Source organism: Sphingomonas sp. BL-S-25 (genome assembly GCF_055521555.1).
Genome location: NZ_CM145486.1, coordinates 4,282,572 through 4,307,620, shown reverse-complemented (window position 1 = coordinate 4,307,620; position 25,049 = coordinate 4,282,572). Strand labels below are relative to the sequence as shown.

Genomic DNA, 25,049 nt, shown 5'->3' with positions numbered 1-25,049 from the left:
TCCATCTTGTTCAGTGATCGTGCTGCGCTCAGGCCTCGCCCTCGGCAGCATCCTCGCCGATGATCGCGTCCGGCGTGGGTTCGCCTGCGACCGGACCGTCGCCGAGATTGGCCTCGGCCTCCTCTTCGCTTTCCTCGATCCGCGCCGCCGAAACGACATGCTCGTTGGTCGCGACGTCGAACAGGCGGACGCCGGCCGAGCCACGGCCCGTGACGCGCGTATCGCCGACCGACATGCGGATCAGCTTGGCCTGGTCGGTGACCAGCATCAGCTGTTCGCCATTATGCGCCGGGAAGCTGGCGACGACCGGGCCGTTGCGCTTGAGATTGTCGATATTGGTGATGCCCTGGCCACCGCGACCGGTACGGCGATATTCGAACGCCGAGGACCGTTTGCCATAGCCGTTTGCGCAGACGGTGAGGATGAATTCCTCGATCGCCTCGAACTCGGCCATCCGCTCGGGCGACAGGGTCCGCTCGCGCTCGCCTTCCTTCCACGGCGCAGCCTTCAGATAGGCTTCGCGCTCCTCGGTGGTCGACACGAACCCGCGCAGCACCGACAGCGAGATCACTTCGTCATCGCCCAGCAGGGTGATACCGCGCACGCCGGTCGAGTTGCGGCTCTGGAACTCACGCACATCGGTCGAGGCGAAGCGGATCGCCCGACCGCCGCGGGTGGCGAGCAGCACGTCATTCTGTTCGTCGAGCAGCGCGACGCCGATCAGGCGGTCATCGGTATCGTCACCCTCGAACTTCATCGCGATCTTGCCGTTCGACGGCACGTTGGTGAACGCATCCATCGAGTTGCGGCGCACCGACCCCTTGGCCGTCGCGAACATGACGTGGAGCGCGCCCCACTCATTCTCGTCCTCGGGCAGCGGCAGCACGGTTGAGATCGTCTCCCCCGCCGCCAGCGGCAGCAGGTTGATCATCGGCCTTCCGCGCGTGGCCGGCCCGCCCTCGGGCAGGCGCCACACCTTCATGCGATAGACCTTGCCGGCGGTGGAGAAGAACAGCACCGGCGTGTGCGTCGAGGTGACGAACAGGTTGGTGACGACGTCCTCGTCCTTGGTCGCCATGCCCGCGCGGCCCTTGCCGCCGCGGCGCTGCGCGCGGAAGGTCTCGAGCGGCGTGCGCTTGATATAGCCTTCCATGGTCACGGTGACCACCATATCCTCGCGCTCGATCAGGTCCTCGTCCTCGATCCCGTCGGCAGCGGCGGCGATCTCGGTCCGGCGCGGGGTCGCGTACTGATCGCGGACGAGTGTCAGCTCCTCGACCATCACCTCGTACAGGCGCGCGCGGTTGCCCAGGATCTCAAGCAGCTCGCCGATCGTGTGCGCCAGTTCGCGCAGCTCGTCGCCGATCTCGTCGCGGCCAAGCGCAGTCAGGCGGTGCAGGCGCAGGTCGAGGATCGCGCGGACCTGGACGTCGGACAGCCGATAGGTCTCGCCCGTCGCCTCGACCTCGACCGCCTCGACCAGCTTGATGTACGGCGCGATCTCGGCGACCGGCCAGTCGCGCGACAGCAAAGCCTCACGCGCGACGGCGGGGCTGGACGAGCCGCGGATGATGCGGACGACCTCGTCGAGATTGGTGACCGCGATGACTAGGCCGAGCAAGATGTGCGCGCGGTCGCGTGCCTTGGCCAGCTCGAACTTCGAGCGGCGGGTGATCACTTCCTCGCGGAACTTGACGAACGCCTCGACGATGTCGCGCAGGTTCAGCAATTCGGGGCGGCCGCCGCGGATCGCCAGCATGTTGGCCGGGAAGCTCGACTGGGCGGGGGTGTGCCGCCACAGCTGGTTCAGCACCACCTCGGGCGTCGCGTCGCGCTTCAGGTCGATGACGATGCGGACGCCCTCGCGCGAGGATTCGTCGCGAATGTCGCTGATCCCTTCGATCCGCTTGTCCTTCGCGGCCTCGGCGATCTTCTCGACCAGCGCGTTCTTGCCCTGCTGGAACGGGATCTCGGTCAGCACGATCGAACGACGTTCACCACGCTGTTCGGTGATGTAGCGGCTGCGCACCATGATCGAGCCGCGGCCGGTCTGATAGGCAGAGCGGCAGCCGGAACGACCGAGGATCTGGGCACCGGTCGGGAAGTCCGGACCGGGGACGATCTCCATCAGTTCCTCGATGGTGATCGCGCCATTGTCGATATAGGCGAGGCAGGCATTGACGACTTCGCCGAGGTTGTGCGGCGGAATATTGGTCGCCATGCCGACCGCGATGCCGCCGGCGCCATTGACCAGCAGGTTCGGAAAGCGCGCGGGCAGGACCGTCGGCTCGCTTTCGGAGCCGTCATAATTGTCCTGGAAGTCGACCGTATCCTTGTCGATATCGTCGATCAGCGCCGACGCAACCTTGGCCAGGCGAGCCTCGGTGTAGCGCATGGCGGCGGGCGGATCGGGATCCATCGATCCGAAATTGCCCTGGCCGTCGATCAGCGGGACGCGCATCGACCAGTCCTGGGCCATGCGGGCCAAGGCGTCGTAGATCGAGCTGTCGCCGTGCGGGTGATATTTACCCATCACGTCACCGACCAGGCGGGCGGACTTGCGATAGGGCCGGCCGGCGACATAGCCGCCTTCCTGCGCCGCGTGGAGGATGCGGCGGTGGACCGGCTTCAGACCGTCGCGGACATCGGGGAGCGCGCGCGCCACGATGACGCTCATCGCGTAATCGAGGTACGAGGTCTTCATCTCGTCGACGATCGAGATCGGCGTGATATCGGACGGGTCGGCGAGGGTAGTCTCGTCGGTCAAGGGATCGGGTTTCCGGTAGGTTGGTGTTGCAGTTTCATGGCGGCTCTAGCGGGCCGAGGCGTGACTGCCAAGCCTCGCGCCCACGCGTGCGCGCGCATGTGCGCGAGAGAACATGGTCCGGCGGCCGAACGGGAGTGCGCAGAACCCTGAATCCATGCATGATTTTCGATTCGTCCTGTGAAGGCACCGGTTCGTCATCGGAACGGATAGGAATCGATCGTTCAACGCTTGTTCACCCGACGATTGTCATTTCCAGGGAGCAATGCACGCGCTTGTACGGGGACGGCTGGGCCTCTAGAGCGTGCGCAGATCCCCCTACCAAGCGGCGACCCGTGCAGGAGAGTTTTAGATCATGAAGATGGTTTCGAAGCTGGCGATTGCCATGGCCCTCAGCCTCGGCGTCTCGGCGACGCCGGCCCTGGCCCAGAAGAAAGACGACAAGGCCCCCGCGATCAAGGTCAGCGAGGAGTTCCGCAAGCCCGCAGAGGCCGCGCGCGTCGCGATCGGGGCAAAGGACTGGGCGACCGCCGACACGCAGCTGACCGCCGCAGAAGCCGTCGCGAAGAACGACGACGAGAAGAATTACGCGCAGATCCTGCGCTTCGAGGTCGAGGTCAACCGCAACCCCCGCAACAACCAGCGCCTGATCGCGGCCGCCGATGCGATGCTTGCCAATCCGGCAGCACCGCAGGCCAATCTGCGTGCGTACAACTTCTATCGCGGCCAGGCGTCGTTCGAAATGAAGCAGTACGCCCAGGCCGAGCCGTTCCTGGTCAAGGCGCGCGAGCTGGGCATGAACAGCCCCGACGTGTCGCTGATGCTGGCCCAGATCTATGATTCGACCAATCGTCGTCCGCAGGGCGTGGTCGAGATGGGCAAGGTGATCGAGGCGGTGAAGGCTTCGGGCCAGCCGGTTCAGGAGAGCTGGTATCGCTGGGCAGTGTCGCGTGTCGCGGCTTCGGGCGACCGTGCTGCGCTCGCCGATTGGCAGCTGCGCCAGATCCGTGACTTCCCGACGCTGGCCAACTGGCGCCAGATCATCGTCCAGTATCGCAATTCGGTCGCCGGCGGCGCCCAGCTTGACCGCAACGCCAAGCTGGATGTCTATCGCCTGCTTCGCGGCACCGGCGCGATGGCCGATCTGAACGACTATCTCGACTATGCCTCGCTTGCCCAGTCGGCCGGTCAGCCGCAGGAAGCGATCGCCGTGATCGACGAAGGCCGCAAGGCGGGCAAGATCCCGGCGAACGAGCCGACCGCCGCGCAGATCGATCGCCTGTCGAAGGATTCGGCGGCCAAGGACGGTACGCCCGACGCGCTGGCCAAGGCAGCCAAGACCGGCAAGGAGCAGGCAAGCGTCGGCGACATCTTCGCCGCGACCGGCAATTATCCGCGCGCGATCGAGCTGTACCAGACGGCGCTGGGCAACGGCGCTGCCGCCGACCAGACCAACCTGCACCTGGGCGTCGCGCTGGCCAAGGCCGGCCGCAAGGACGAGGCCAAGGCGGCACTCGCCAAGGTCCAGGCCGCACCGCTGAACGACATCGCCAAATACTGGACGATGTGGATGGACCTGCCGCCGCTCAAGTAAGCGGCGTCGATCCGGAACAAGAAAAGGGGCGGCCATTCGGTCGCCCCTTTTTTCATTGGGTCATTGGGCTCAGCGCGATGCCGCCGGTCGCGGCCGGCGCGAAGCCTCAGGCGGGGACGGGAACGCCCGGCAGCGACTTCGACGTGCGGATCGTGAAGCTGGTCTTCACATGCGCGACGTTGGGCGCGGTGGTCAGGTGTGAGGTCAGCATGTTCTGGAAGGTCGGCAGGTCGGTCGCAACGATCTTCAGGATGAAGTCTATCTCGCCGTTCAGCATATGGCATTCGCGTACTTCAGGAATTTCGGCGACCAGCTTCTCGAACGCCTGAAGATCGGTCTCGGCCTGGCTCTTCAGGCTGACCAGTGCGAAGACGATCAGATTATAGCCAAGCTGGGCGGGTTCGAGTGCCGCATGATAGCCGCGGATCGCGCCGGCTTCCTCCAGCGCGCGGACCCGGCGCAGGCAGGGCGGGGCGGTCAGCCCGACGCGTTCGGCCAGCTCGACATTCGTCATCCGGCCATTTTCCTGAAGCAACGCGAGAATCCGCATGTCGATGTCATCGAAACGCATGTCGCGCGTTCACTCCCTTGTAACTGCAGCGTTGATGGATTGCATTCGTGCTGTTGTCATCGCGTTACGCATAATATTATTACAACGCAACGAATTTGTCCCGCATCGCGCCCGCCGTCAGGGTCGTATCGCACGAAGCGAAAGTCAGCCGCGCCAGCCCGAAGCAGTGACGCAAGCCAGTCCTCCAGTTCCCGGATATTCGCCAATTTGAGCAATTACGCTCTTGCGAAGATACGGCTTCGGGTTGCCAAGTTGCGCGCGCGGAACGAAGCGGCCCGGTGAGCTGCGCCGCAGCCACAGCAGAACCGACCGATAGGAATCAGGCGACTTGGGCATCATCGACGTCCCTCTACCCGCACGTGCAGCGGACGCAGCGGAATCGCTCGCTGCGCTGCTGAAGCGGATCGAGGCGTTGATGGCCGCCGAGGATGCGCAGGCACGCGATCGCACGGTACATCCGATCGGGCAGGGCGCCACCGAGGCACCGTTCGACCGGCCGACCGACCGCCGCGCGGCGCGATCGCCGACATCGGCTGCAATCGATGCCGGATCGCAGGATAACGCCGCTTCTGCTGATCCCGTCCAGGCCGCGGATGGCGAAGGCCCCTTCCGGATTGCCGATATAGTCGCGCGGATCGATGCATTCCGCCGTGAGCATGAGCGATCCGGCGGCGAAGCGCGCCAGGAGCCGCCGGTTCGGGCGCAGCGGTTCCGCTTCGAAACCGACAGCAGCGGCATGATCCGCTGGGTCGAGGGTGCGACTCGCGGGCCGCTGATCGGTCTTGCGCTCCGGCAGGACATGCTGCCGGTCGCGGCACCGTTGCACGATGTCCGAATCACTGTCGGCGGCGACAGCGACGCCGCTGGCCCCTGGCTGATCTCCGCGCTGCCGGCCTTCGATGCGGCGACCGGGCGGTTCACCGGCTATCGCGGTGCCGCGCGACGGCCGCGAAGCGCTGCATCCGCCGCGACGATGCCCGATCCGTCTGCGACGCAGATGGATTCGCTGCGTCAGCTGGTCCACGAGCTGCGCACCCCTGCCAACGCGATCGCGGGCTTTGCCGAGATGATCGAGACCCAGATGCTTGGGGCGGTCGCCGATCCCTATCGCCGACGCGCCGCTGTCATTCGGTCGGAGGCACGCGACCTGATCGGTGCGATCGACGATCTGGATCTGGCCGCGCGGATCGACGGCGGTGCGCTTTCGCTGGTGGCTGCGCCGGTGCGCCTGCGCCCCTTGTTAAAGGCGGCGGTCGAGGATCTGGCGCCGCTCCTCCTGCTGCGCGGCTCGGCGATCCGGGTGCAGGGGGAGGACGCCGCGGTCAGCGGCGACCGCCGCGCGATCGAACGGCTGGTCGCCCGGCTGATGGCGACGCTCGTATCGGCGAGCGGGCGGGGCGAGCAGATCGGTGTACGGATCGGTGCTGCCACAGACCGACAGGTGGTGGTGACGATCGACCGTCCGGCCGCGTTGGCCCATCGCCGCGGCAACGGGCGGCCGAAGCTCGACGAGGAGACCGGCGACACGGCGCAGCTCGGCACCGGCTTCGCACTGCGGCTGGGCCATGATCTGGCGCGCGAACTGGGCGGGAGCCTGTCGCTCGATGCGGATCGCGTGACCCTGTCGCTGCCTGCGGCACGAAGGTCTGACGAAGACGCTGGTGGGCCCGGCAGGACTTGAACCCGCAACCTAGCCGTTATGAGCGGCCAGCTCTAACCAATTGAGCTACAGGCCCCGCCAGCGCTGGCCGGCGATAGCGGAAGCGCGATGCAGTCCGCAAGATGGCGCGAGACGACTAGGCGCGGCGAAATTTCTCGTCTAAGCGCCGTCGCGTCGGGGAGTGGCGCAGCCTGGTAGCGCATCTGGTTTGGGACCAGAGGGTCGCAGGTTCGAATCCTGTCTCCCCGACCAACTGCCTGGCAGCGGTCGCTAGCTTGGCCGTCGGCCGGCCCTATGGCCGGCCCATCTCATTTCAGTTTTGCGGCATGTAGTCCGGTAGCGGTCGAGATGATCAGATAGCCCTCTGGGGTAATTGCCAGCGGACCACCGAAAGCGGTTTTCCAGGCCACTGGGAAATTGGTCTTTGTCAGGTCAACAGCGAACGTGGTGGTGGGGCTCGAAACGAACAGGTGGCTGTCGGAGACAATCACGTTGCTGGTGAGATTGCTGCTTCCGCCCACGTTGATGGAGGCGGAGACCAGACCGGTCGAGGCATCGATCACGTCGACGATCGTGCTCGACGAACGGGCAGCGTACACCCGGTCGGCCCGCACGGCCGGGTCTCCGACATAGCTGTATCCAGTGCGCCACAACGGCTTTTCCGCAAACAGCGAAAATGCTGCAATCGGGAGCGCGTCACCGCGCTGGCGATTGTCGGTAAAGACGTAAATGCGGCCCGCCGCGTCGAGCATCGGTGCGCCGACATATTCACCGAAATAGCTGATGAAATTGCGAGTGAAGAAGGGGTTCTGAATGATCTTGGCAAGAGTACCGTCCCGCTTCAGCACCACGATCGAGCCAGCCTGAAAGAAATAGACATATTGCTGGTCGACGGCGACGCTCTCGCCTTGCATGACATAACCGCCATATTGCGTCGGGTTGGTCGTGCTCCATATCCGGTCGCCAGTCGCGGCATTAGCATTGAAGATGGCGTTGCCGTAATAGCCTGAGGTAAAGAAGATTTCGTCGCCGACCATCGTCGGCATACTGCCGTCACTGAATTGGGCGTCATAGGTGGGCGTGCTGATATAGCCGCCAGTCGCGGCATTGATCACCTGCATCGGTGCGGCGCTCGACGTAGAATTATAGGTGATCGACGCGACGCGGCCGTTCGAATAGGCGGGCCCGTATGGGCGCCGGCCCACGGCATAATTCCCCTGGCCGATATCGAAGGTCCAGAGCACTGAACCGTTCGAAGTCGCTACGCTGTGCGTGTAGGTGTGATTGTCAGCGTGCAGGTCGTTGAAGAAAACGCTGCCCGCTCGCGCAGTTACTTCGCTGGGCGCCCCGTCCGTGGTGATCGTCCAAGCATCTGCGAAGTTCGCGGACACGAAGCTTGTTGGGACATAGCCCGTATGGGCGGGATCGCGCTGCAACGCCGACCAGTTTGCGTCTGCCGCAATTGGGATCGGCGTGGCCAGCGCTGTGGGCGTTGGCGATGGTGTTGGTGTTGGCGTCGGAGCGGGAGTCGGCGTTGGGGTGGGAGTCGGCGTCGGTGCGACGATAACCGTTCCGCCGCCAGAGTTCCCGCCCCCTCCTGAACTTCCGCCGCCACTGCACGCGCCTGCGAGCATGCACACCGAGAGTGCAATCAGCGCTGAATTTTTCATGTTTCCCCCAAGCAACTACCCCGTTCAAGGACTCCTACTGGATCGTATTCAATTTCACATCAATGCCATGTCACATTTTTTGTAGATTAATGGGTTTGTGACGTCACTTTTCGGACTGAACTGTCGCGATAGGCTGCAGATTTCGGCTTCGTCTTCTGGCCAACGGCGCGAGTGTCCGGCGAATATTCAGACGCGCAGGCGCGAGGATCGGGACGTAGTGATTTGCTCACGCCGACCAACTCCCCGGCTCTTCCTCACCCGCCGCCCGGCGCCTTCGTCCCGCGCGGCTTTTTGGGTTCGCGCCGGGTCACGCTGCGCGGGGGTTTCTTCCAGTCGATGCGGTAGAGGTCGAAGCGGCGGTCCGACAGGTTGCGGACGGTGCCTTCGGCGCGGGCCCAGGTCAGGTCGGCCAGGTTGACGTCGGCGATGGTCAGCGTCTCGATATTCTCGCTCGCCTCGGCGGCGATGCCGTCGCGGGCGAAGGGGAAGTCGCACGGGGTGAGGATGCAGGACTGGGCATATTGCACGTCCATATTGTCGACCCCGGGCAGGTTGCCGACATTGCCCGACAGCACCACGAAACACTGATTCTCGATCGCGCGCGCCTGTGCGCAGTAGCGCACCCGCATATAGCCCTGGCGGTTGTCGGTGCAGAAGGGGACGAAGATGATCCGCGCGCCTTCGTCGACCAGCCGGCGGGCGAGTTCGGGGAACTCGCTGTCATAGCAGATCAGGACCCCGATCGGGCCGACATCGGTCTGGATCACCTCGACCGAGCTGCCGCCCTTCACCTTCCACCAATAGGCTTCGTTGGGGGTCGGGTGAATCTTTTCCTGGGCGTGGACCGATCCGTCGCGCAGGCAGACATAGGCGACATTCTGGATGCTGCCGTCATCGGTCCGCGTCGGGTGCGATCCGCCGACGATGTTGATATTGTAGCGCAGCGCCATGCGCGACAGTTCGGCGACGATCGGCGCGCGATGCTCGGTCATCCGGTCGATCGCCTCCATCGGTGACAGGCCTGCAGGCTCGAACGACAGCAAAGATAGCGTGAACAGTTCGGGAAAGACAACGAAATCGGAGCGGTAATCGGCAGCGATATCAACGAAATATTCGATGTTCTGGACGAATTCCGCGAAGTCCTTCACCGCTCGGGCCTGAAGCTGGACGGTCGCCAGACGCACGCTCTCCACGTCGCGCGGCACACGGAAGGCGGCGGGCTCGCCCGGATCGACATAGGGATTGCGCCAGACCATGTGCGCGGCATAGCCGGCCGATTGCTTGTCCGACGGCAGGTAGCGGGGGAGCACGCCGATCGGGGCGAAGCCGTTGGCGATCTGGAAGCCGATGACGGGATCGCGGAACTCGCCGGCCTGGACGCGAGCGAGATAGTCTTCGGGCCCATCGACCTTGCGACGGACGCGGGCATAGCCCGGCATGCGTCCGGCGAAGACGATGCCGCGCAACTCCAGCCGTTCGGCCAGTGCGCGGCGCGCCTCGTACAGACGTTTGCCGATGCGCAGGCCGCGCATCCGCTCGTCGACCGCCATCTCGATCCCGTAGAGCCAGTCCCCGGTCGCATCATGGCGGCTGCCGAACCCGTCGCCGCTGATCGTGGCCCAGTCATGCGGGGCGAGCGCGACGGCTTCGTCGATCCGCGAGGAGGCGCAATAGCCGACCACCTGATCCTCGAAGATCGCGACGAATTGTCCTTCGGGGAAGTTGTTGATCTGGCCGCGAATCTGACCCGAGCTGTAATTCTCCGCATCGGGATAGGCACGGGCGATCAGGGACAGGATGCCGGGAATATCGGCGGGGACGGCGTTGCGGACACTGAGCCTGGCGGGGCTTTTCCTGGGCATGGTTTCTCCTTGGGGCCGGCGCATGAACGCACATCCCAGCCGATCGGAGCCATGGCCGGCGAACGCCGCGCCTCAGAGCAGGATTTCGAACCGGGCGCCGCCCAGCGCATCGTCCTTGAGATCGATCGTGCCGCCATGGGCGAAGACGATCTGGCGCACCAGATTGAGACCGACGCCGGTGCCGGTGGCGCGGGTGGTGAAGAAGGGCAGGAAGATGTCGCGACGCAGTTCGGCCGGGACGCCGGGGCCGTTATCTGCGACGGCGATGGCGACGTCCCCGACGCTCGACCGGTGCAGGTCGAGCAAAACGCGCGGCGCAGCGGCGTGCCCGACCGCCGCCTCGCCTGCGTTGCGCAGCAGGTTGATCAGCGCCTGGGCGATCAGGTCGGGATCGGCGTCGATCGCAAAATCGTCCGGGTCCACGCTGACATCGAGCGTGACGTCGGGACGCTCGGCGCGGAACAGCCGGGCGAGTTCGGCTGCGAAGGGTGCGGCCTGGAACGGGCGGCGGTCGACGACCGGCTCGCTCGCAACCTGGCGATAGCTGTTGATAAAGCGGGCCAGCCCCTCGGCCCGACGCTCAAGCGTCGCGACTGCCAGCCGCGCATCCTCGAGCCGCGGGTCGTCGACCTGCGCGATCAGGGTGGAGGCGGTCGCGGCGAGCGAGGTCACCGGGGTCAGCGAGTTGAGGATCTCGTGGGTGAGGACGCGGACGAGATCGGTCTGCGCCGCCATCTCGACCGCGTTGAGCGTTTCCTGGATCGGCTGGACGATCACGACATGAACGCTGTTGCCCAGTCGGGCGAGAGCGGCCGAGCGGACGATTGCGCGGCGGGCACGGCCGCCCAAGGTGAGGATCAGCACTTCCTCGCGCAGCAGTGCCGCGGTGTCGAGCCGATTGGCGAAGGTCGCGCCATAGCGGCGGAACGCGTCCTGGGTCAGCCCCTCATGTTCGGTGAACAGCCGCCGGGCGGCCTTGTTCGCCAGGGTGATCCGCCCGCCGGCCTCGACCGTGAGCAGCGGGACCGGCGTGTCGTCGACCAGCGCCTGGAGAAAGCCCAGTTCATCCACCGCGGCGCGCCGCTCGTCACGCAGCGCGCGCATCGTCTCGTCGAAGGCGCGGCCCATCGCGTCGAAGCCGGAACCCGAGCGCCCCCCGAAATGCGCCGATCCGTCACCATGGCGTAGCGCCTCGACGAAGCGGGCAACCTGCTGGTTGGTGCGTTGGACATGATGCCATAGCAGCCAGCAGGCACCGGCGATCAGCAGTGCGAGGACGATCCGCACTGCCGCCAGCCCGGGCGTCAGCACGGCCCAGGCCAGCGCAGCGAGCAGCAGCTGGACCAGCAGCAGCCGCAACACGAGCTGGACCGTGAAGTTAGAGCCCATGTTTTTCCATGCGGCGATACAGCGCGGCGCGCGAGAGGCCGAGTTCCGAGGCTGCGAGCGAGATGTTGTAGCCGTGCTTCAGCAACGCGCTTTCCACCAGCCGACGCTCGACGCGATCGAGATTGAGATCCTCGGTCGGCGCCGACACCACCGCCTCGCGCGACAGGCGAGGCGCGGCCTGGGCGGGCGGTGACAGCGAGAAATCGTCGGCGTCGAGTTGCCCGCCGCGCCCGAGGATGACGGCGCGTTCGACCGCGTGACGCAGCGCCCGGACATTGCCGGGCCAGTCATGCGCGACCAGGGCGCGCATCGCGCTGTCGGCGACGCGCGGAACGTCGCGCCCATATCGGCGCGCATAGAGATCGAGAAAATGGGCGACGAGCATCGGCACATCCTCGCGCCGTTCGCGCAGCGACGGGAGCAGGATCTCCACTGTGTTCAGGCGAAAGAGCAGATCCTGGCGGAACACGCTCTCGTCGGTCAGGCGCGCGTGCGACAAATTGGTTGCGGCGATGACGCGGATATCGACCGGCACCGACTTGTTCGCGCCGACCGGGGTCACCTGCCGTTGCTCCAGAACGGTCAGCAGCTTGGGCTGAAGGTGGAGCGGCAGGTTGCCGACCTCGTCGAGGAACAGGGTGCCGCCATCGGCCGCCTGGACCCGGCCGATGCGATCGGTCCGCGCGTCGGTGAAGGCGCCCTTCACATGGCCGAACAGTTCGGAATCGATCAGGTCCTGCGACACGGCGCCCAGGTCGACGGTCAGCATCGCCCGCTCTGCGCGGCGCGAATGGCGGTGGAGCGCGCGCGCGACCAGCTCCTTGCCGGTGCCATTCTCGCCCAGCACCAGCACATTGGCATCGGTCGGCCCGGCGCGCTGGATCAGCGAATGCACGCGCGCCATTGCCGGGGATTCGCCGAGTAGCGGAAAGGGATCGCCCGGCGCTGCGCTGGCCACCGCCAGCTTGGCCCGCTCGGTCCGGACCGCCCCGCGCGACCGGCGCAGTGTAGCGGCGGTGCGCACCGTCGCCAGGAGGCGCTCGTTCGACCAGGGCTTGGCCACGAAATCGGTCGCGCCATGCTTCATCGCCTCGACCGCGAGCTGGATCCCGGCATGGGCGGTGATCATCACCACCACCATGTCCGGATCGGCGGCGAGCAGACGGTCGAGCCAGGCCAGCCCTTCCTTCGCATCGGTCGCGCCGCGCGCGAAATTGGCGTCGAGCAACAGCACGTCGGGCTCGCGGCCAGCCATCGCCACGATCGCCTCCTCGGGCGAGCGTGCGGTGAGGACCTTCGCGAAAATCCGCTTAAGCAGCAACCGTGCCGCCAGCAGGATATCCTCGTCGTCATCGACGATCACGCAAAGATCGAATTCGGCACTGCTCCCCATGAACCCTCCGTACAACTGGTGTGCGGAGCCGGACAATCAATTTGCATGCCAGATCAGTCCGATGCTGGGGGCGACGGCGCCGATCGCAATTGGCACGGGTCCTGCAAAACACCTCTCGACAGCAAAGGCTGGAGGATGACGATGCGCGACAAGCCGACGATGACGAACTGGGGAAGGACGGTGCTGGTGCTCGCCGCCGCGCTGACCGCCGCGGTCTCGTTCGGTGCCCAGGAGAGCGGGCTGACGCTGGCCATGCAGCCGGGCGGGATGTCGGTGGAGCTTCGCGCGGCGTTCGTCACGCTGGCGTTCGATATCGGACGCGACTGTCCGGAAGCGGACACAAAGGCCGCGGCATGAGCGTGCTCAAGCTCAATCGCGCGAAGGAAGCCGAGGCGAGCGCGGCAGTGAGCGGCAGCGGCATGGACCGGGTGGTTGCGCGGCGGACGATCCCGAAACGCTACAAGATCGCGGCTGGCATTGCCGCCCTGATGCTGGTGGTTGCGGCGTTCATCTGGTTCGCGCCGCGCGGCGGAAGTCAGACGATCGATGCGAGCCGGCTGACAATTTCCGAAGTGCGCAACGGCACGTTCGACGATTATCTGCCGCTGCGCGCGCGCGTCACGCCGCTGCTGACTGTCTATATCGACGCGGTCGAGGGCGGCCGGGTCGAGAAGATGCTGGTCGAGGACGGGGCGACGGTGAGCGAGGGACAGCCGATCGCCTTGCTCTCCAACGCCGAACTCCAGCTGTCGACGCTGGCACGCCAGACCGAGGTCGAGCAGCAGATCAACAATATGCGCAGCCAGGAACTGGCATTGTCGCAGACCCGGCTGGGGAACGAGCGCGCGGTGCTAGAGGCCGAACTCGCGCTGCAGCGGTCGCGCCGGCAATATGAACGCGAGAAGCCGCTGGCCGAGCGTGGCTTCGTCTCCGGCCGCCAGTTTGCCGATACCGAGGACGAATATCGCTACCAGACGCGCCGGCTGGCGGTGCTGCGCCGGAGCCAGTCGACCGACGAGCGGCTGCAGGCGGGGCAATTGTCGCAACAGCAGCAGGCGGCCAGGTCGATGCAGTCGGGGCTGGCGATCGCCCGCGCCAATCTGGATGCACTGCAGCTGCGCGCGCCGGTGGCAGGCCAGTTGTCGGGCTTCTCCGTCCAGGTCGGCCAGTCGCTGCGCCGGGGTGAGCGGGTCGGTCAGATCGACAGCCCGGGCCGCAACAAGCTTATTGCCGGGGTCGACGAATTCTATCTCGGGCGCGTGCGGCTGCAGCAGAAGGCGACCATCGAGATGGGCAGCCATCGCTACGACGCGCGCGTGACGAAAATCTATCCGCAGGTGCAGAACGGCCAGTTCGAGGTCGATCTGCAGTTCGTCGGCGAGGAGCCGAAGGACATCCAGCGCGGTCAGTCGCTTCAGGCCAGGCTCACGCTCGGCGACTCCGCCCGGGCGCGGCTGATCCCCAATGGCGCCTTCTACAGCGAGACGGGTGGCGCCTGGGTGTTCGTCGTCGCCGCCGACGGGCGCAGCGCGGTGAAGCGGCAGGTCCGTCTCGGCCGGCGCAACAGTGACTTTATCGAGGTGCTCGAAGGGCTCGATCCCGGCGAACGCGTCATCACCAGCCCCTATACCGGTTTCGCCGACAAGGATCGGCTCGACCTGCAGGCCCAATGAAAGGATCAATGATGCTTCAGATGCGAAAGCTCGCGCGGGTCTACCGCACGGACATGGTCGAGACGACGGCGCTCGATGGGATCGACCTCGACATCGCCCAGGGCGAATTCGTGGCGATCATGGGCCCGTCGGGCTGCGGCAAGTCGACGCTGCTCAACCTGATCGGCATGCTCGATAGCCCAAGCAGCGGCTCCTATCTGTTCAACGGGCAGGAAGTGGCCGGGCTGGGCGAGGCCAGGCTGGCCGAGACGCGCAAGGCGAATATCGGCTTCATCTTCCAGAGCTTCAATTTGGTCGACGAGCTGTCGGTCCAGGAGAATGTCGAGCTGGCGCTGCTCTACCACGCGGTCTCGGCGGCGGAGCGCCGCCGGCGGGCCGAGGAAGTGATGGACCGCGTCGGCATCGCGCACCGCGCCCGGCACCGGCCGAGCCAGCTGTCGGGCGGACAGCAGCAGCGCGTCGCGGTCGCCCGGGCGCTGGTCGCCAGCCCCAGGCTGATCCTGGCCGACGAGCCGACCGGCAATCTCGACACCCAGCATGGCGAGGAGGTCATGCGGATGATCCAGCAGCTGAATGCCGAGGGGTCGACGATCGTGATGGTCACCCACTCGCCGGCGCATGCCGATTACGCGACGCGCGTCGTCAACATGCTGGACGGCCGGATCCTGCAGGAGCGCCGACGCGCCGCCTGAGGCACGCGTCGTTCGGATTGAGGGAGGAGACGCTTTATGTGGCGCAACTATCTGACGGTCGGCGTGCGGGCGCTGCTGAAGCATCGTACCTATGCGTTGATCAATATCCTGGGTCTGGCGATCGGCATGGCCGCCTGCCTGATGATCCTGCTCTTCGTGCGATACGAGTTCAGCTACGACAAGTGGCTGAATGGCGGCGAGAATGTCTACCAGATCCAGAGCTGGTACAAGAATCTTGGCACCGGGGGCGACCCCGAATTGCAGATGGCCCCCTATGCCGCGGGGCCCGCGATGAAGAAGGATTTCCCCGAGGTCGAGGCGTGGGTCTATGGCATGATCGCCAATCCGGTCGTGCTGAAGGACGGCGTTCCGAGCCGGTCGGAACGGTTCATGATCGCGAATGACGACCTGTTGAAGGTGCTCGATCTGCCGCTGGTTCGCGGCGATCGGCGGGCGCTTAACCAGCCCAATGCCGTGATCCTGAGCCAGGCCGAAGCGACGCGTCGCTTCGGAACCGAAGACGTTGTCGGCCGGACGCTGACGATCGTCGCTCGGGGCCAAAAGCGGGATCTGCGCATCACCGGCGTGTTCCGCGACCTGCCCAAATACTCCCATCTCGGCCTGAACGCGATCACCCGGCTCGATCTGCCCAGCTATCTCGGCGACGATCAGAGCATGATGCAATGCTGGGGATGCCAGGGCGGCTATATCTGGATGAAGCTGAAGCCCGGTGCCGATGTCGCGGCAATGCAGTCGCAAATGGCGGCGTGGGAAAAGCGCAACATCCCCGATCAGACATCGGGCACGATGCGCTACAATCCCGGCGACGATCAGGACTTCGTGCTGGTGAATGCGCGCGACATCCATCTCGGCACGGCGCAGGGCGGGGCGATGACGCCCGGCAACGATCGCGGCACGATCCTGACTTTTGCCGTGATCGCGTTGCTGATCCTGGGCATGGCGATCGTCAACTTCACCAATCTGGCCACGGCGCGGGCCAGCCAGCGTGCGCGTGAGGTCGCGCTTAGAAAGGTTCTGGGCGCGACTAGGGGCCAGTTGGTCCTGCAGTTCATCGCCGAATCGATCCTGATTTCGGCACTGGCGATGCTGATCGCACTCGCCCTGGTCGAACTGACGATGCCGGCGCTCGCCAATTTCCTGAACGCCGACATGCGGGTGTCCTATTTCGGTGCGGATGGTATCATCCTCCCGGTCCTGGCTCTGATGCTGGTCGTCGGGGTGTTGAGCGGGCTGTATCCGGCCTTCTTCCTGTCGCGCTATCAGCCGGCGCAGGTGCTGCGCGCCAACAAGTCGGCGGCCGAAACCGCGGGGGCAGGGCGGCTGCGCACCATATTGGTCGTCGGCCAGTTTGCGGTGTCGATCGGCCTGATCGTGTGCACTGCCGTCATCTACAGTCAGACGGTCTATGCGCGCTCGGTGGACCCCGGGTTTAAGCGGGACCATTTGCTGCAGGTGTCCGGGCTCGACCGCTATTCGATGCTGACCCGCGGCAAGGCGATCGAGGACCGCGTGCGGCGGATTCCGGGCGTCACCGCCGTCGGTCGCACCGGCATCGGCATCTCCACCCCGAACAACAGCAACACCAATGTTCTCGTCCCGGGCAACCCCCAGCCGGCGACGATCAACTATTATCCGGTCAGCGCCGGACTGAAGGACGCGATGGGCCTGTCGATGGTCACGGGTCGCTGGTTCGCGCAGGATCGCGAGGCCGATCTGATCGATCTGCCCTATCCCCCCGGCGATCTGGACGCGGAAAGAAAGGCGCAGGCGCGCGGCGGCGTGGTCGTGATCAACGAGATGGCGGCACGGCGGCTGGGCTTCGCCAAGCCCGAAGATGCCGTGGGCAAGCCGCTCCAGGTCGGGCTGCTCGACGACCGTGTCGGGATGATGCCCGTGCGGATCATCGGCGTCGTGAAGGATGCGCGCTTCCGATCGGTGCGCACCCCGCTGGATCCGATGCTCTTCTACGCGGCCAGCGAGCGGGAGTCGCACATGCTGGTACGCTTCGACGGCGATGCGCCGGCGGTGCGCCGCGCGGTCGAGCAGGCCTGGCTCAGCATCGCGCCCGACGTTCCGTTCCAGGCGGAGTATAGCGAGGATGTGATCGGCCGGCTCTATGCGGCCGAGGATGCACGGGCGAAGACCTTTGCCGGGTTTGCATTGCTTGCGGTCGTCGTTGCCTGTCTCGGCCTGTTCGGACTGGCCGCATTCACCGCCGAGCGTCGGACCAAGGAGATCGGGATGCGCAAGGTGCTGGGGGCCCGAACGATCGACATCGTCCGGCTGCTGGTCTGGCAATTCTCCAAGCCGGTGGTGATCGCCAACCTGATCGCGTGGCCGGTCGCCTGGTGGGTGATGCGTGACTGGTTGAACACGTTCGACGGCCGGATCAGCCTCACGCCGGCGCCCTTCATCCTTGCCGGCGGTCTGGCCCTGGTCATTGCCGGCGGCACCATCGCCGGACATGCCATCCGCGTCGCGCGGGCCAATCCGATCAACGCGCTGCGCTACGAATAGACGATCGCCAACGATCCGGTGGAGGTGCAGTCCCCCGCCACCGGCTCGGTCGCCCGGAACCGCATGGGGCGCCTGCCTTGCCCTGACGGTTCCGGGCGACACCCTGTGCCCGGTCGGTCACGGTGGCCGATAGACCGCAAAGAAAAAGGGCGCCCCGCGAGGGACGCCCTTTTCGCTGTCGATCCCGGCACGGACCCGCGCCGGGTGCGAATTACATCGCGTTCGACGAGTTCATCTCGACGACATTCGCCTCGACGGGGGCGACCACGTTGTCAGCCATCATGGTGGTGTTGGCATCGACCTGGACGTCGTTGATGACGACATCGGTGTCGTTGATGACGGTGGTGTTGTTGGTGTTCGACGGCGTGCAGGCGGCGAGAGCGGTCAGGCCGGCGGCAGCAGCAACAATGAGGACCTTCTTCATTTCGGTTGCTCCCAATGGAAACGTTTAAAGTTTCGCGGCGGCCCGAATGCCGGTCGCGAAATTCGTGCAATAACGGTCGTTACGCCTGCGTCAATTGCAATTCGATGGCCGGAATGCGGCCGTTTCGGATTGGATGCGCCGGTAGTTCATACCGCACTGCAAAACGGGGCGCCCCGAAAGGCGCCCCATGCAAAACCTCCATCCCTTCATGGGATGAAGAGAGACTTACTGCTTGTTCTCGAGAGCTTCGGCAGCGTTCTCGGCAGCGGCCTCGGCGTTCTCGAACGCATTCTCGGCAGCCGGCGTGGTCGCGTTGTCGCCCATCGCGTCATACATTTCCGCGTTGGCTTCCTGGTTCGCGATTGCGTTATCGACCGCAGTGTTGGTCGAACCGCCGTTGCAGGCGGCGAGCGAGACGAGACCGGCCGCCGCGGCGACGATAAGGACCTTCTTCATTCGATTGCTCCCAATGCAAAATTCTGTGCACGCCCCCGGTAACCCTACGGCGCGACGGGGGATTGAATACCGCAGCGCGCAACGGGGTCAATGTCAAATTCATCCAAGCGCAAGGCTGTGGACAAATTTCTGCCCGATTTGAGCCGCCAACCCGCCACGAACGCTTCGTCGACGTTGAGGTTCCGTAACGTCAGGCCGAGGTCAAGGGCGCGGCGTCACCGGCCCGATTTCCTCGGACGCGTTGGCGACGATCGACAGCATCGCAGTCCAGGCGGCGACGTTCTGGCGGAGCTGCTCGGGATCGATCTTGTCCAGCGTATCGTCAGGGGTGTGATGGAGGTCGAAATAGCGGCTTCCGTCCTGCGACAGGTCGATCGCCGCGACACCACGCTGCATCATCGGACCGACATCGGCCCCGTCGCCGGCAATGTCGCGACCGCGCGTGATTCCCAGCGGGAACAGCGCGGTGGCGAGCCGATCGCCGACCGCTGCAGCGGACGCCGGCAGGTTCACGTCGAACTTCCAGATTCGGTCGGCCCCGAAATCCGACTCGGCCGCCGCGACATGGCGTTCGCCCTTGTGCGCCTCGGCATAGGCGCGGCCGCCGAAGACGCCGACCTCCTCGGCACCGAACCAGACGACGCGAATCGTGCGGCGCGGCTGACCGGCGTCCATGATGCGCTTGGCGGCGGCGGTTGTGATGGCGACGCCCGAGGCGTCGTCGATTGCCCCCGTGCCCAGGTCCCAGCTGTCTAGGTGACCGCCGATCAGCACGATCCCGGCATTGGGATCGCTGCCCGGTACCTCAGCGATGACATTGCCCGAGTCGCGTTCTCCGACGAACTTAGGGGTCAGCGTCAGGCGGATCGTCACCGGTTTTCCGCGCTTCAGCACGCGTTCGAGCTGTTCCGAATCGGGCAGCGACAGTGCCGCCGCGGGAATCGGCTTGACCCCTTCGGACCAGCTGGTGCCGCCGGCATGGGGATTGCGGTGATAGTCGGTCCCGATCGAGCGGATCAGGATCGCGGCAGCGCCCTTGCGCGCCGCGACCGCCGGTCCGGCGCGACGAACTTGGCCGTAAGGACCATAGGAAGAGCCGTCCTGGGTGCGGTGCATCGCGTGGCTGACGAAGGCGATCTTGCCCTTCAGGCTGCCGTCGGGCGCCGCCTGGAGGTCAGCGAAGGTCGGGAAATAGACGATTTCCGCTTCGAGCGGGCGCGTGCCTGTCGAACCGGAATTGCCGAGTGCGGTCAGCACGAGCCGCTGGGGGAAGGGGCTCAGGATCTCGGCCTTTTCCTCGCCGCGCACCCACACGGCCATACGAAAGGGCTCGATCCGGACATTCTGGAAACCGAGCGCCTTCAGCTTTTCGACCGCCCAGGTGCGAGCACGCGCCTCGTCTGGCGTGCCGGCGAGCCGCGGTCCGATCTCGGTAGTAAGCCCTTCGGTAATGTCCCAGGCGATGTCGTCCTTGAGCGCTGCATCGCGCAGCTCGGCGGGCGAGGTCTGGGCCAGGGCCGGGAGAGGCAGGGCGAGGGCGGCGACCGCCGCGAGCAGGAAGGTGCGCATCGCGCATGGCTATCGCTGCGCGCTGGTTTTGCCAATCCGCCAAACGGCTTGTTCGCCCACGCCGCCGATGGCACAGCCCGACCATGAAGCCGGGCCCCGAGACGATCGATGCCTTTCTGCGCCAGGCGCAGGGCAATGCGCGGGCGATCTTCCGGGTGGCCGCGCTCCTCCGCACGCATGGCGACGATGTCCGCGCGACCGACCTGTGCTGCGACCTGCTTGCGCAGGGCGATCTCGATCCCGGGCTGGCGACCGAGATCCGCCGCTTCCTGAGTGTCGGCGTCCCCGACTGGCATCTCGTGATCCTGCGCGATTCGCCGCGCAGCGCAGCCTATGATGCGGCGCTGCGCACACTTGTCAGGCCCGGCATGCGGGTGCTCGAGATCGGTACCGGATCGGGGATCCTGGCGATGATGGCGGCGCGTGCGGGCGCGGCGGAGGTCATCACCTGCGAGCGCAATCCGTCGATCGCTGCCGCGGCGCGCGAGGTCATTGCGCGCAACGGCTTTGCCGACCGGATCCGTGTGGTGAACGTCCAGTCGGACGCGCTGGACCTGGATCGCGACCTGGGCGGCCAGCGCGCCGACCTGCTGATGTCGGAGATCATCAGCAACAATCTGCTGAGCGAGCATGTCCTTCCGGCGCATGAGGATGCGGTGCGTCGGCTGGTGAAGCCCGGCGCGCCGGTGATTCCGGCGCGGGGGGCGGTGCGCATCGCGCTGGTCGACGATCAGCGCGAACAGTCCCAGCCGCTCGGCGAGGTCGCGGGCTTCGACCTGTCGCCCTATAACCGCCTGGCGCCCGTCGTGCGCACGGCGCGGCCGAATGCAGCAGGGATCACGCTGCGCAGTGAGGCGATCGACCTGTTCGACTTCGACTTTTCCGGCCGGCGATACGAGGCGTCGGAGCGCGTGATGAACCTGCCGTCGCTGGGCGGGCGGGTGACGGGTGTGATCCAGTGGCTTCGGCTCGACATGGACGGGCAGGGGGGCATCTACGAGAATCGTCCGGGTCCCAGATCGGTCTCGTCCTGGTCGGCGATGGTGACCGCCTTTCCCGAGCCGGTCGAAACGGCAGCCGGCGAGCCGGTCCGCGTCCGCGGCACGCATGATTGCCGCAACACCGAGCTCTACCGCGCCTGACCCGCGCAACTGAGCCGGAGCCCGGTCCCGGCACGATGGACGACATCCCGGCCGCGTTGCCAATCGGCTCGCTCGTCGCTACATCGCAGCCGGATTTTCCCGCAGACAATTTTCCCGAAAAACGGAGCTAGCCCGTGGCAGCGCAATACGCCTTCGTCATGAAGGACATGACCAAAACCTTCCCCGGCGCGCCGAAGCCGGTGCTGAGCAACATCAACCTGCAATTCTACCAGGGTGCCAAGATCGGCATCGTCGGCCCCAATGGCGCCGGCAAGTCGACCCTGATGAAGATAATGGCGGGCATCGACAAGGATTTTACCGGCGAGGCATGGCCGGGTGAGAACATCACCGTCGGCTATCTGCCGCAGGAGCCGCAGCTCGATCCGGCCAAGACCGTTCTGGAGAACGTCAAGGATGGCGCGCGCGAGACCGCGGACATGCTCGACCGCTTCAACGCGATCTCGGCCGAGATGGGCGATCCCAAGGACGACACCGATTTCGACGCGCTGATGGAGGAGATGGGCGATCTCCAGGCCAAGATCGACGCAGTCGATGGCTGGACGCTCGACAACCAGCTCGAGGTGGCGATGGAAGCGCTGCGCTGTCCGCCGTCGGACTGGCCGGTCGACAATCTGTCGGGTGGTGAAAAGCGCCGCATCGCGCTGACCCGCCTTCTGATCCAGAAGCCGTCGATCCTGCTGCTCGACGAGCCGACCAACCATCTTGACGCCGAAAGCGTCAACTGGCTGGAAAACCACCTGAAGGAATATGCCGGCGCGGTGCTGATGATCACCCACGACCGTTATTTCCTCGACAATGTCGTCGGCTGGATCCTCGAGATCGATCGCGGCAAGTATTTCCCGTACGAGGGCAATTACTCGACCTATCTGGAAAAGAAGTCGAAGCGCCTGCAGCAGGAGGACCGCGAAGCGTCCGGCCGCCAGAAGGCGATCAACGACGAACTCGAGTGGATCCGCCAGGGGCCAAAGGGCCGCCAGACCAAGTCGAAGGCGCGTATCGCCAAGTTCGAGCAGCTGGTCGCAGCGCAGGAGAACCGGTCCCCGGGCAAGGCTCAGATCGTCATCCAGGTGCCCGAGCGCCTGGGCGGCAAGGTGATCGAGGCCAAGAACCTGACCAAGGCCTATGGCGAGAAGCTGCTGTTCGAGGACCTGTCCTTCTCGCTGCCGCCGGGCGGCATCGTCGGCGTCATCGGCCCGAACGGCGCCGGCAAGTCGACGCTGTTCAAGCTGCTGACCGGTCAGGAAACGCCGGATGCGGGCGAGATCGACATCGGCACGACCGTCCGCCTTGGCTATGTCGACCAGAGCCGCGACCATCTCGACCAGTCGAAGAATGTCTGGGAGGAAATCTCGGACGGGCTCGATTATGTGAAGGTCAACGGCCACGACATGTCGACCCGCGCCTATGTCGGCGCGTTCAACTTCAAGGGTCAGGACCAGCAGAAGAACGTCGGCAAGCTGTCGGGCGGCGAGCGCAACCGCGTTCACATCGCCAAGATGCTGAAGCGCGGCGGCAACGTGCTGCTGCTCGACGAACCGACCAACGATCTCGACGTCGAGACGCTGGCCGCGCTGGAAGAGGCGATCGAGAATTTCGCGGGCTGCGCCGTGGTCATCAGCCACGATCGCTTCTTCCTCGATCGTCTCGCCACCCACATCCTCGCCTTCGAAGGCAATAGCCATGTCGAATGGTTCGAGGGCAATTTCGAAGCCTATGAAGAGGACAAGCGCCGCCGCCTGGGCGACGCCGCGGATCGTCCGACCGCATTGTCCTACAAGAAGCTCACGCGCTGATACCGATTGGAGAAGCCCTGTCCCTCGGGATCGGGCTTCTCCGATAGATGCCGGTGACTACGGCTTATGGATCGCCTAGCCTGTTCCTGACACTGGGTGGGGGCGGCGATGATCAGCTGGCGGACGCGACTTGTTGCACTGGCGATCCTGTGCGGGCTGTTCGCGGCTCCGATCCTGGCGCTGCTATGGATGACGTCGTTTCCGGGCACCTCCTATCGAGGCGCATTTGCCAGGCTGAGCCCGTCGGAGGCCCAGCTTTCGACAAGGTTGCGGCGCCACGTCGAGGCGATCGGGCGCGAGCCGCACAATCTGGCGCATCCGGACGCGCTCGAGCGTGCGGCGGTCTACTTGGAGTCGACCCTCTCCGGCATGGGGCATCAGGTCCGGCGCCAGACCTTCCTGAACGGTCGGGCGCGCAATCTGGAGGTCGTGATCGCGCCGGCTCGGGCCGACGCCGCGACCCTGGTGGTCGGCGCCCATTACGACAGTGCCTCTGGAGCGCCCGGCGCGAACGACAATGGCAGCGGCACCGCCGCCGTCGTCGAACTGGCGCGCAGCCTGGCGGACCTGAAGGGCAAGGCGCCCGTTCGCATCAGGCTCGTCCTGTTCGTGAATGAGGAGCCGCCCTTCTTCAAGACCGAGGAAATGGGCAGCCTGGTCTATGCCAGGGCACTCAAGGCTTCCGGCGAGGCGGTGTCCGGCATGTTCTCGCTGGAAACAATGGGCTTCTACAGCGATCGGCCCGGCAGCCAGCGTTACCCGTTTCCGCTGAGCCTGCTCTATCCCGCCACCGGCAATTTCATCGCGTTCGTGGGTACCACCTCGTCGCGTCCGCTGGTGCGGCGCGCGGTCGGATCGTTTCGGCAGGTGGCGCGCTTTCCCAGCGTCGGCGGGACCGCGCCCGGCTTTGTGCAGTGTATCGACTGGTCGGATCACTGGGCATTCGAGCGTAACGGCTTTCCCGCACTGATGATCACCGACACCGCGCCGTTCCGCTATCCCTATTATCACAGCGTCGAGGATATGCCGGACAAGGTCGATACTGATCGACTGGCGCGCGTCGTGACTGGACTGGAACAGGTCATCCGTCGCTGGCGCTGAGCAGGCGTTAGTCGTAGCGAAGTTTGGGATACCAGTCGGTCCCGCGGCCCTCTGGGGTCAGGTCGAGGATCGACCAGAGGCTGGCGATATCGGGCGCGTCGCGCGGATCCTGGCCGGGGTCGGCCATCTCCATCCGCATCTCGCTCGCCCAGAACAGGCGCACAATGTCGCCGTCGCGGCGATAGACGGTGAGGGCGGGATATTCGCTGCCGTCGCCGGGAAGGACGCCCAGATCGTCCGGATACTCGTCTCCGACGGTCTGGAGGAAGTCGAGGTCGCGCCAGCCGCGTTCCTGCGCGAAGGCGATCTGGCGGGCGACCGGCGAGCGGCCGAGGATCTTCAGTGCCGCGCGCTGCTTGATGTCCGCCGCATTGCCGTTCACCGCGCCCAGCCAGTTGGTGCACATCGGGCACGGCCGCTCGCGCTGCGGCCCGTACATCCAGAAATAGGTGATCAGTGTGTCATGCGTGCCGAACAGGTCGAGCAGGCTGCGCTCGTCGCCATTGGCGTCGATGAAGCGATAGGGCTTCTCGATCACCGGACCGTCGGGAAGCCCACGGCGCTGCTCGACGACGCGCGTCATGTGGCGACGCAGTTCGATCTCCTCGGCCAGCAATGCCTGGCGCGCGCGCGCATAGGCCTCGCTCTCGTTGGCGAAGGTCGGTACGCGCGCTTCCGCCAGCATCTCCGCCGGTTTCAGGGATTCGGTCACAGATCGCCCTCCATCCTCTCATGGC

At 65.5% G+C, this 25,049-nt stretch carries 19 protein-coding genes and 2 tRNA genes; 10 read left to right on the top strand and 11 right to left on the bottom strand.

The features are described from left to right. Positions 1-28: 28 nt before the first annotated feature. The gene (gene gyrA, locus ACZ1H8_RS20765; RefSeq protein ID WP_465179112.1) at positions 29-2,767 is read right to left on the bottom strand and encodes a DNA gyrase subunit A; all 2,739 of its coding nucleotides are present in this window, start codon (positions 2,765-2,767) and stop codon (positions 29-31) included. A 352-nt stretch (positions 2,768-3,119) separates the two neighbouring features. Here gyrA and ACZ1H8_RS20760 point away from each other — a divergent pair, with 352 nt between their 5' ends. Further along, a complete protein-coding gene (locus ACZ1H8_RS20760; RefSeq protein WP_465179111.1) occupies positions 3,120-4,358 on the top strand; it encodes a tetratricopeptide repeat protein in 1,239 nt (412 codons plus the stop codon). Between the two features lie 106 nt (positions 4,359-4,464). Here the strand turns inward: ACZ1H8_RS20760 and ACZ1H8_RS20755 are convergent, their stop codons facing one another. Then, positions 4,465-4,929, bottom strand: a complete 465-nt coding sequence (locus ACZ1H8_RS20755) for an Lrp/AsnC family transcriptional regulator (protein WP_465179109.1) — start codon at positions 4,927-4,929, stop codon at positions 4,465-4,467. 328 nt (positions 4,930-5,257) lie between these two features. Between ACZ1H8_RS20755 and ACZ1H8_RS20750 the strand changes: the two genes are divergently transcribed. Continuing rightward, the gene (locus ACZ1H8_RS20750) at positions 5,258-6,610 is read left to right on the top strand and encodes a sensor histidine kinase (RefSeq protein ID WP_465179108.1); all 1,353 of its coding nucleotides are present in this window, start codon (positions 5,258-5,260) and stop codon (positions 6,608-6,610) included. On the opposite strand, the gene ACZ1H8_RS20745 is transcribed toward ACZ1H8_RS20750, so the two are convergent. Beyond that, a tRNA-Ile gene (locus ACZ1H8_RS20745) sits at positions 6,589-6,665 on the bottom strand. The genes ACZ1H8_RS20750 and ACZ1H8_RS20745 overlap by 22 nt on opposite strands. A gap of 99 nt (positions 6,666-6,764) precedes the next feature. Between ACZ1H8_RS20745 and ACZ1H8_RS20740 the strand changes: the two genes are divergently transcribed. Then, positions 6,765-6,841: transfer RNA gene (locus ACZ1H8_RS20740), tRNA-Pro, on the top strand. Positions 6,842-6,897: 56 nt separating this feature from the next. On the opposite strand, the gene ACZ1H8_RS20735 is transcribed toward ACZ1H8_RS20740, so the two are convergent. The 4 genes from ACZ1H8_RS20735 to ACZ1H8_RS20720 all read right to left on the bottom strand — a co-directional run bounded on the left by ACZ1H8_RS20735 (position 6,898) and on the right by ACZ1H8_RS20720 (position 12,903). Further along, positions 6,898-8,259 (bottom strand): outer membrane protein assembly factor BamB family protein, encoded by a 1,362-nt coding sequence (locus tag ACZ1H8_RS20735; RefSeq protein ID WP_465179106.1) that lies wholly within the window; start codon positions 8,257-8,259, stop codon positions 6,898-6,900. 254 nt (positions 8,260-8,513) lie between these two features. Continuing rightward, on the bottom strand, positions 8,514-10,121 hold the full coding sequence (locus ACZ1H8_RS20730) for a GNAT family N-acetyltransferase (protein ID WP_465179105.1): 1,608 nt from the start codon (positions 10,119-10,121) through the stop codon (positions 8,514-8,516). 72 nt (positions 10,122-10,193) lie between these two features. Next, on the bottom strand, positions 10,194-11,510 hold the full coding sequence (locus tag ACZ1H8_RS20725) for a sensor histidine kinase (RefSeq protein WP_465179104.1): 1,317 nt from the start codon (positions 11,508-11,510) through the stop codon (positions 10,194-10,196). Beyond that, positions 11,500-12,903 carry a sigma-54-dependent transcriptional regulator gene (locus ACZ1H8_RS20720; RefSeq protein ID WP_465179103.1) on the bottom strand — a complete coding sequence of 468 codons (1,404 nt, stop codon included), beginning with the start codon at positions 12,901-12,903 and terminating at the stop codon, positions 11,500-11,502. The genes ACZ1H8_RS20725 and ACZ1H8_RS20720 overlap by 11 nt, the downstream gene beginning before the upstream one ends. A 141-nt stretch (positions 12,904-13,044) precedes the next feature. Here ACZ1H8_RS20720 and ACZ1H8_RS20715 point away from each other — a divergent pair, with 141 nt between their 5' ends. From ACZ1H8_RS20715 to ACZ1H8_RS20700, 4 genes are read left to right on the top strand one after another with little or no spacing between them, the layout of a single operon-like run. After that, positions 13,045-13,260 (top strand): hypothetical protein, encoded by a 216-nt coding sequence (locus ACZ1H8_RS20715; RefSeq protein WP_146233644.1) that lies wholly within the window; start codon positions 13,045-13,047, stop codon positions 13,258-13,260. Further along, entirely contained in the window at positions 13,257-14,576 is a 1,320-nt protein-coding gene (locus tag ACZ1H8_RS20710) for an efflux RND transporter periplasmic adaptor subunit (RefSeq protein WP_465179102.1), read from the top strand. Before ACZ1H8_RS20715 ends, ACZ1H8_RS20710 begins: the two co-directional genes overlap by 4 nt. Before the next feature lie 11 nt (positions 14,577-14,587). Further along, positions 14,588-15,268: an ABC transporter ATP-binding protein gene (locus ACZ1H8_RS20705; RefSeq protein WP_465181441.1), complete on the top strand. Its 681-nt coding sequence runs from the start codon at positions 14,588-14,590 to the stop codon at positions 15,266-15,268. A gap of 36 nt (positions 15,269-15,304) precedes the next feature. After that, positions 15,305-17,806: an ABC transporter permease gene (locus ACZ1H8_RS20700; RefSeq protein WP_465179101.1), complete on the top strand. Its 2,502-nt coding sequence runs from the start codon at positions 15,305-15,307 to the stop codon at positions 17,804-17,806. Between the two features lie 211 nt (positions 17,807-18,017). Here the strand turns inward: ACZ1H8_RS20700 and ACZ1H8_RS20695 are convergent, their stop codons facing one another. The 3 genes from ACZ1H8_RS20695 to ACZ1H8_RS20685 all read right to left on the bottom strand — a co-directional run bounded on the left by ACZ1H8_RS20695 (position 18,018) and on the right by ACZ1H8_RS20685 (position 20,255). After that, positions 18,018-18,230, bottom strand: a complete 213-nt coding sequence (locus ACZ1H8_RS20695; protein WP_110151699.1) for a hypothetical protein — start codon at positions 18,228-18,230, stop codon at positions 18,018-18,020. Positions 18,231-18,455: 225 nt separating this feature from the next. Next, complete coding sequence (locus ACZ1H8_RS20690) at positions 18,456-18,686, bottom strand: hypothetical protein (RefSeq protein ID WP_110151698.1); 231 nt, start codon at positions 18,684-18,686, stop codon at positions 18,456-18,458. Between the two features lie 201 nt (positions 18,687-18,887). Continuing rightward, entirely contained in the window at positions 18,888-20,255 is a 1,368-nt protein-coding gene (locus ACZ1H8_RS20685) for a M20/M25/M40 family metallo-hydrolase (RefSeq protein ID WP_465179100.1), read from the bottom strand. Positions 20,256-20,338: 83 nt separating this feature from the next. Here ACZ1H8_RS20685 and ACZ1H8_RS20680 point away from each other — a divergent pair, with 83 nt between their 5' ends. From ACZ1H8_RS20680 to ACZ1H8_RS20670, 3 genes are all read left to right on the top strand, one after another. After that, the gene (locus ACZ1H8_RS20680; RefSeq protein ID WP_465179099.1) at positions 20,339-21,397 is read left to right on the top strand and encodes a 50S ribosomal protein L11 methyltransferase; all 1,059 of its coding nucleotides are present in this window, start codon (positions 20,339-20,341) and stop codon (positions 21,395-21,397) included. Positions 21,398-21,531: 134 nt separating this feature from the next. Continuing rightward, entirely contained in the window at positions 21,532-23,211 is a 1,680-nt protein-coding gene (gene ettA / locus ACZ1H8_RS20675; protein ID WP_110151695.1) for an energy-dependent translational throttle protein EttA, read from the top strand. Positions 23,212-23,319: 108 nt separating this feature from the next. Continuing rightward, positions 23,320-24,312, top strand: coding sequence for a M28 family peptidase (locus ACZ1H8_RS20670; RefSeq protein ID WP_465179098.1), 993 nt, complete (start codon positions 23,320-23,322; stop codon positions 24,310-24,312). A gap of 7 nt (positions 24,313-24,319) precedes the next feature. Here the strand turns inward: ACZ1H8_RS20670 and ACZ1H8_RS20665 are convergent, their stop codons facing one another. Beyond that, entirely contained in the window at positions 24,320-25,024 is a 705-nt protein-coding gene (locus tag ACZ1H8_RS20665; protein WP_465179097.1) for a DUF899 family protein, read from the bottom strand. Positions 25,025-25,049: the final 25 nt, after the last annotated feature.

What these genes read in the sequence shown, in the direction of transcription:
- ACZ1H8_RS20735 (WP_465179106.1), bottom strand. Translation starts at nt 8,259, where the DNA reads ATGAAAAATTCAGCGCTGATTGCACTCTCGGTGTGCATGCTCGCAGGC.
- ACZ1H8_RS20685 (WP_465179100.1), bottom strand. Translation starts at nt 20,255, where the DNA reads ATGCGCACCTTCCTGCTCGCGGCGGTCGCCGCCCTCGCCCTGCCTCTC.
- ACZ1H8_RS20670 (WP_465179098.1), top strand. Translation starts at nt 23,320, where the DNA reads ATGATCAGCTGGCGGACGCGACTTGTTGCACTGGCGATCCTGTGCGGG.
- ACZ1H8_RS20695 (WP_110151699.1), bottom strand. Translation starts at nt 18,230, where the DNA reads ATGAAGAAGGTCCTCATTGTTGCTGCTGCCGCCGGCCTGACCGCTCTC.
- ACZ1H8_RS20700 (WP_465179101.1), top strand. Translation starts at nt 15,305, where the DNA reads ATGTGGCGCAACTATCTGACGGTCGGCGTGCGGGCGCTGCTGAAGCAT.
- ACZ1H8_RS20680 (WP_465179099.1), top strand. Translation starts at nt 20,339, where the DNA reads ATGAAGCCGGGCCCCGAGACGATCGATGCCTTTCTGCGCCAGGCGCAG.
- ACZ1H8_RS20760 (WP_465179111.1), top strand. Translation starts at nt 3,120, where the DNA reads ATGAAGATGGTTTCGAAGCTGGCGATTGCCATGGCCCTCAGCCTCGGC.
- ACZ1H8_RS20755 (WP_465179109.1), bottom strand. Translation starts at nt 4,929, where the DNA reads ATGCGTTTCGATGACATCGACATGCGGATTCTCGCGTTGCTTCAGGAA.
- ACZ1H8_RS20690 (WP_110151698.1), bottom strand. Translation starts at nt 18,686, where the DNA reads ATGAAGAAGGTCCTTATCGTCGCCGCGGCGGCCGGTCTCGTCTCGCTC.
- ACZ1H8_RS20710 (WP_465179102.1), top strand. Translation starts at nt 13,257, where the DNA reads ATGAGCGTGCTCAAGCTCAATCGCGCGAAGGAAGCCGAGGCGAGCGCG.
- ACZ1H8_RS20725 (WP_465179104.1), bottom strand. Translation starts at nt 11,510, where the DNA reads ATGGGCTCTAACTTCACGGTCCAGCTCGTGTTGCGGCTGCTGCTGGTC.
- ACZ1H8_RS20705 (WP_465181441.1), top strand. Translation starts at nt 14,588, where the DNA reads ATGCTTCAGATGCGAAAGCTCGCGCGGGTCTACCGCACGGACATGGTC.
- ACZ1H8_RS20720 (WP_465179103.1), bottom strand. Translation starts at nt 12,903, where the DNA reads ATGGGGAGCAGTGCCGAATTCGATCTTTGCGTGATCGTCGATGACGAC.
- ACZ1H8_RS20730 (WP_465179105.1), bottom strand. Translation starts at nt 10,121, where the DNA reads ATGCCCAGGAAAAGCCCCGCCAGGCTCAGTGTCCGCAACGCCGTCCCC.
- ACZ1H8_RS20715 (WP_146233644.1), top strand. Translation starts at nt 13,045, where the DNA reads ATGCGCGACAAGCCGACGATGACGAACTGGGGAAGGACGGTGCTGGTG.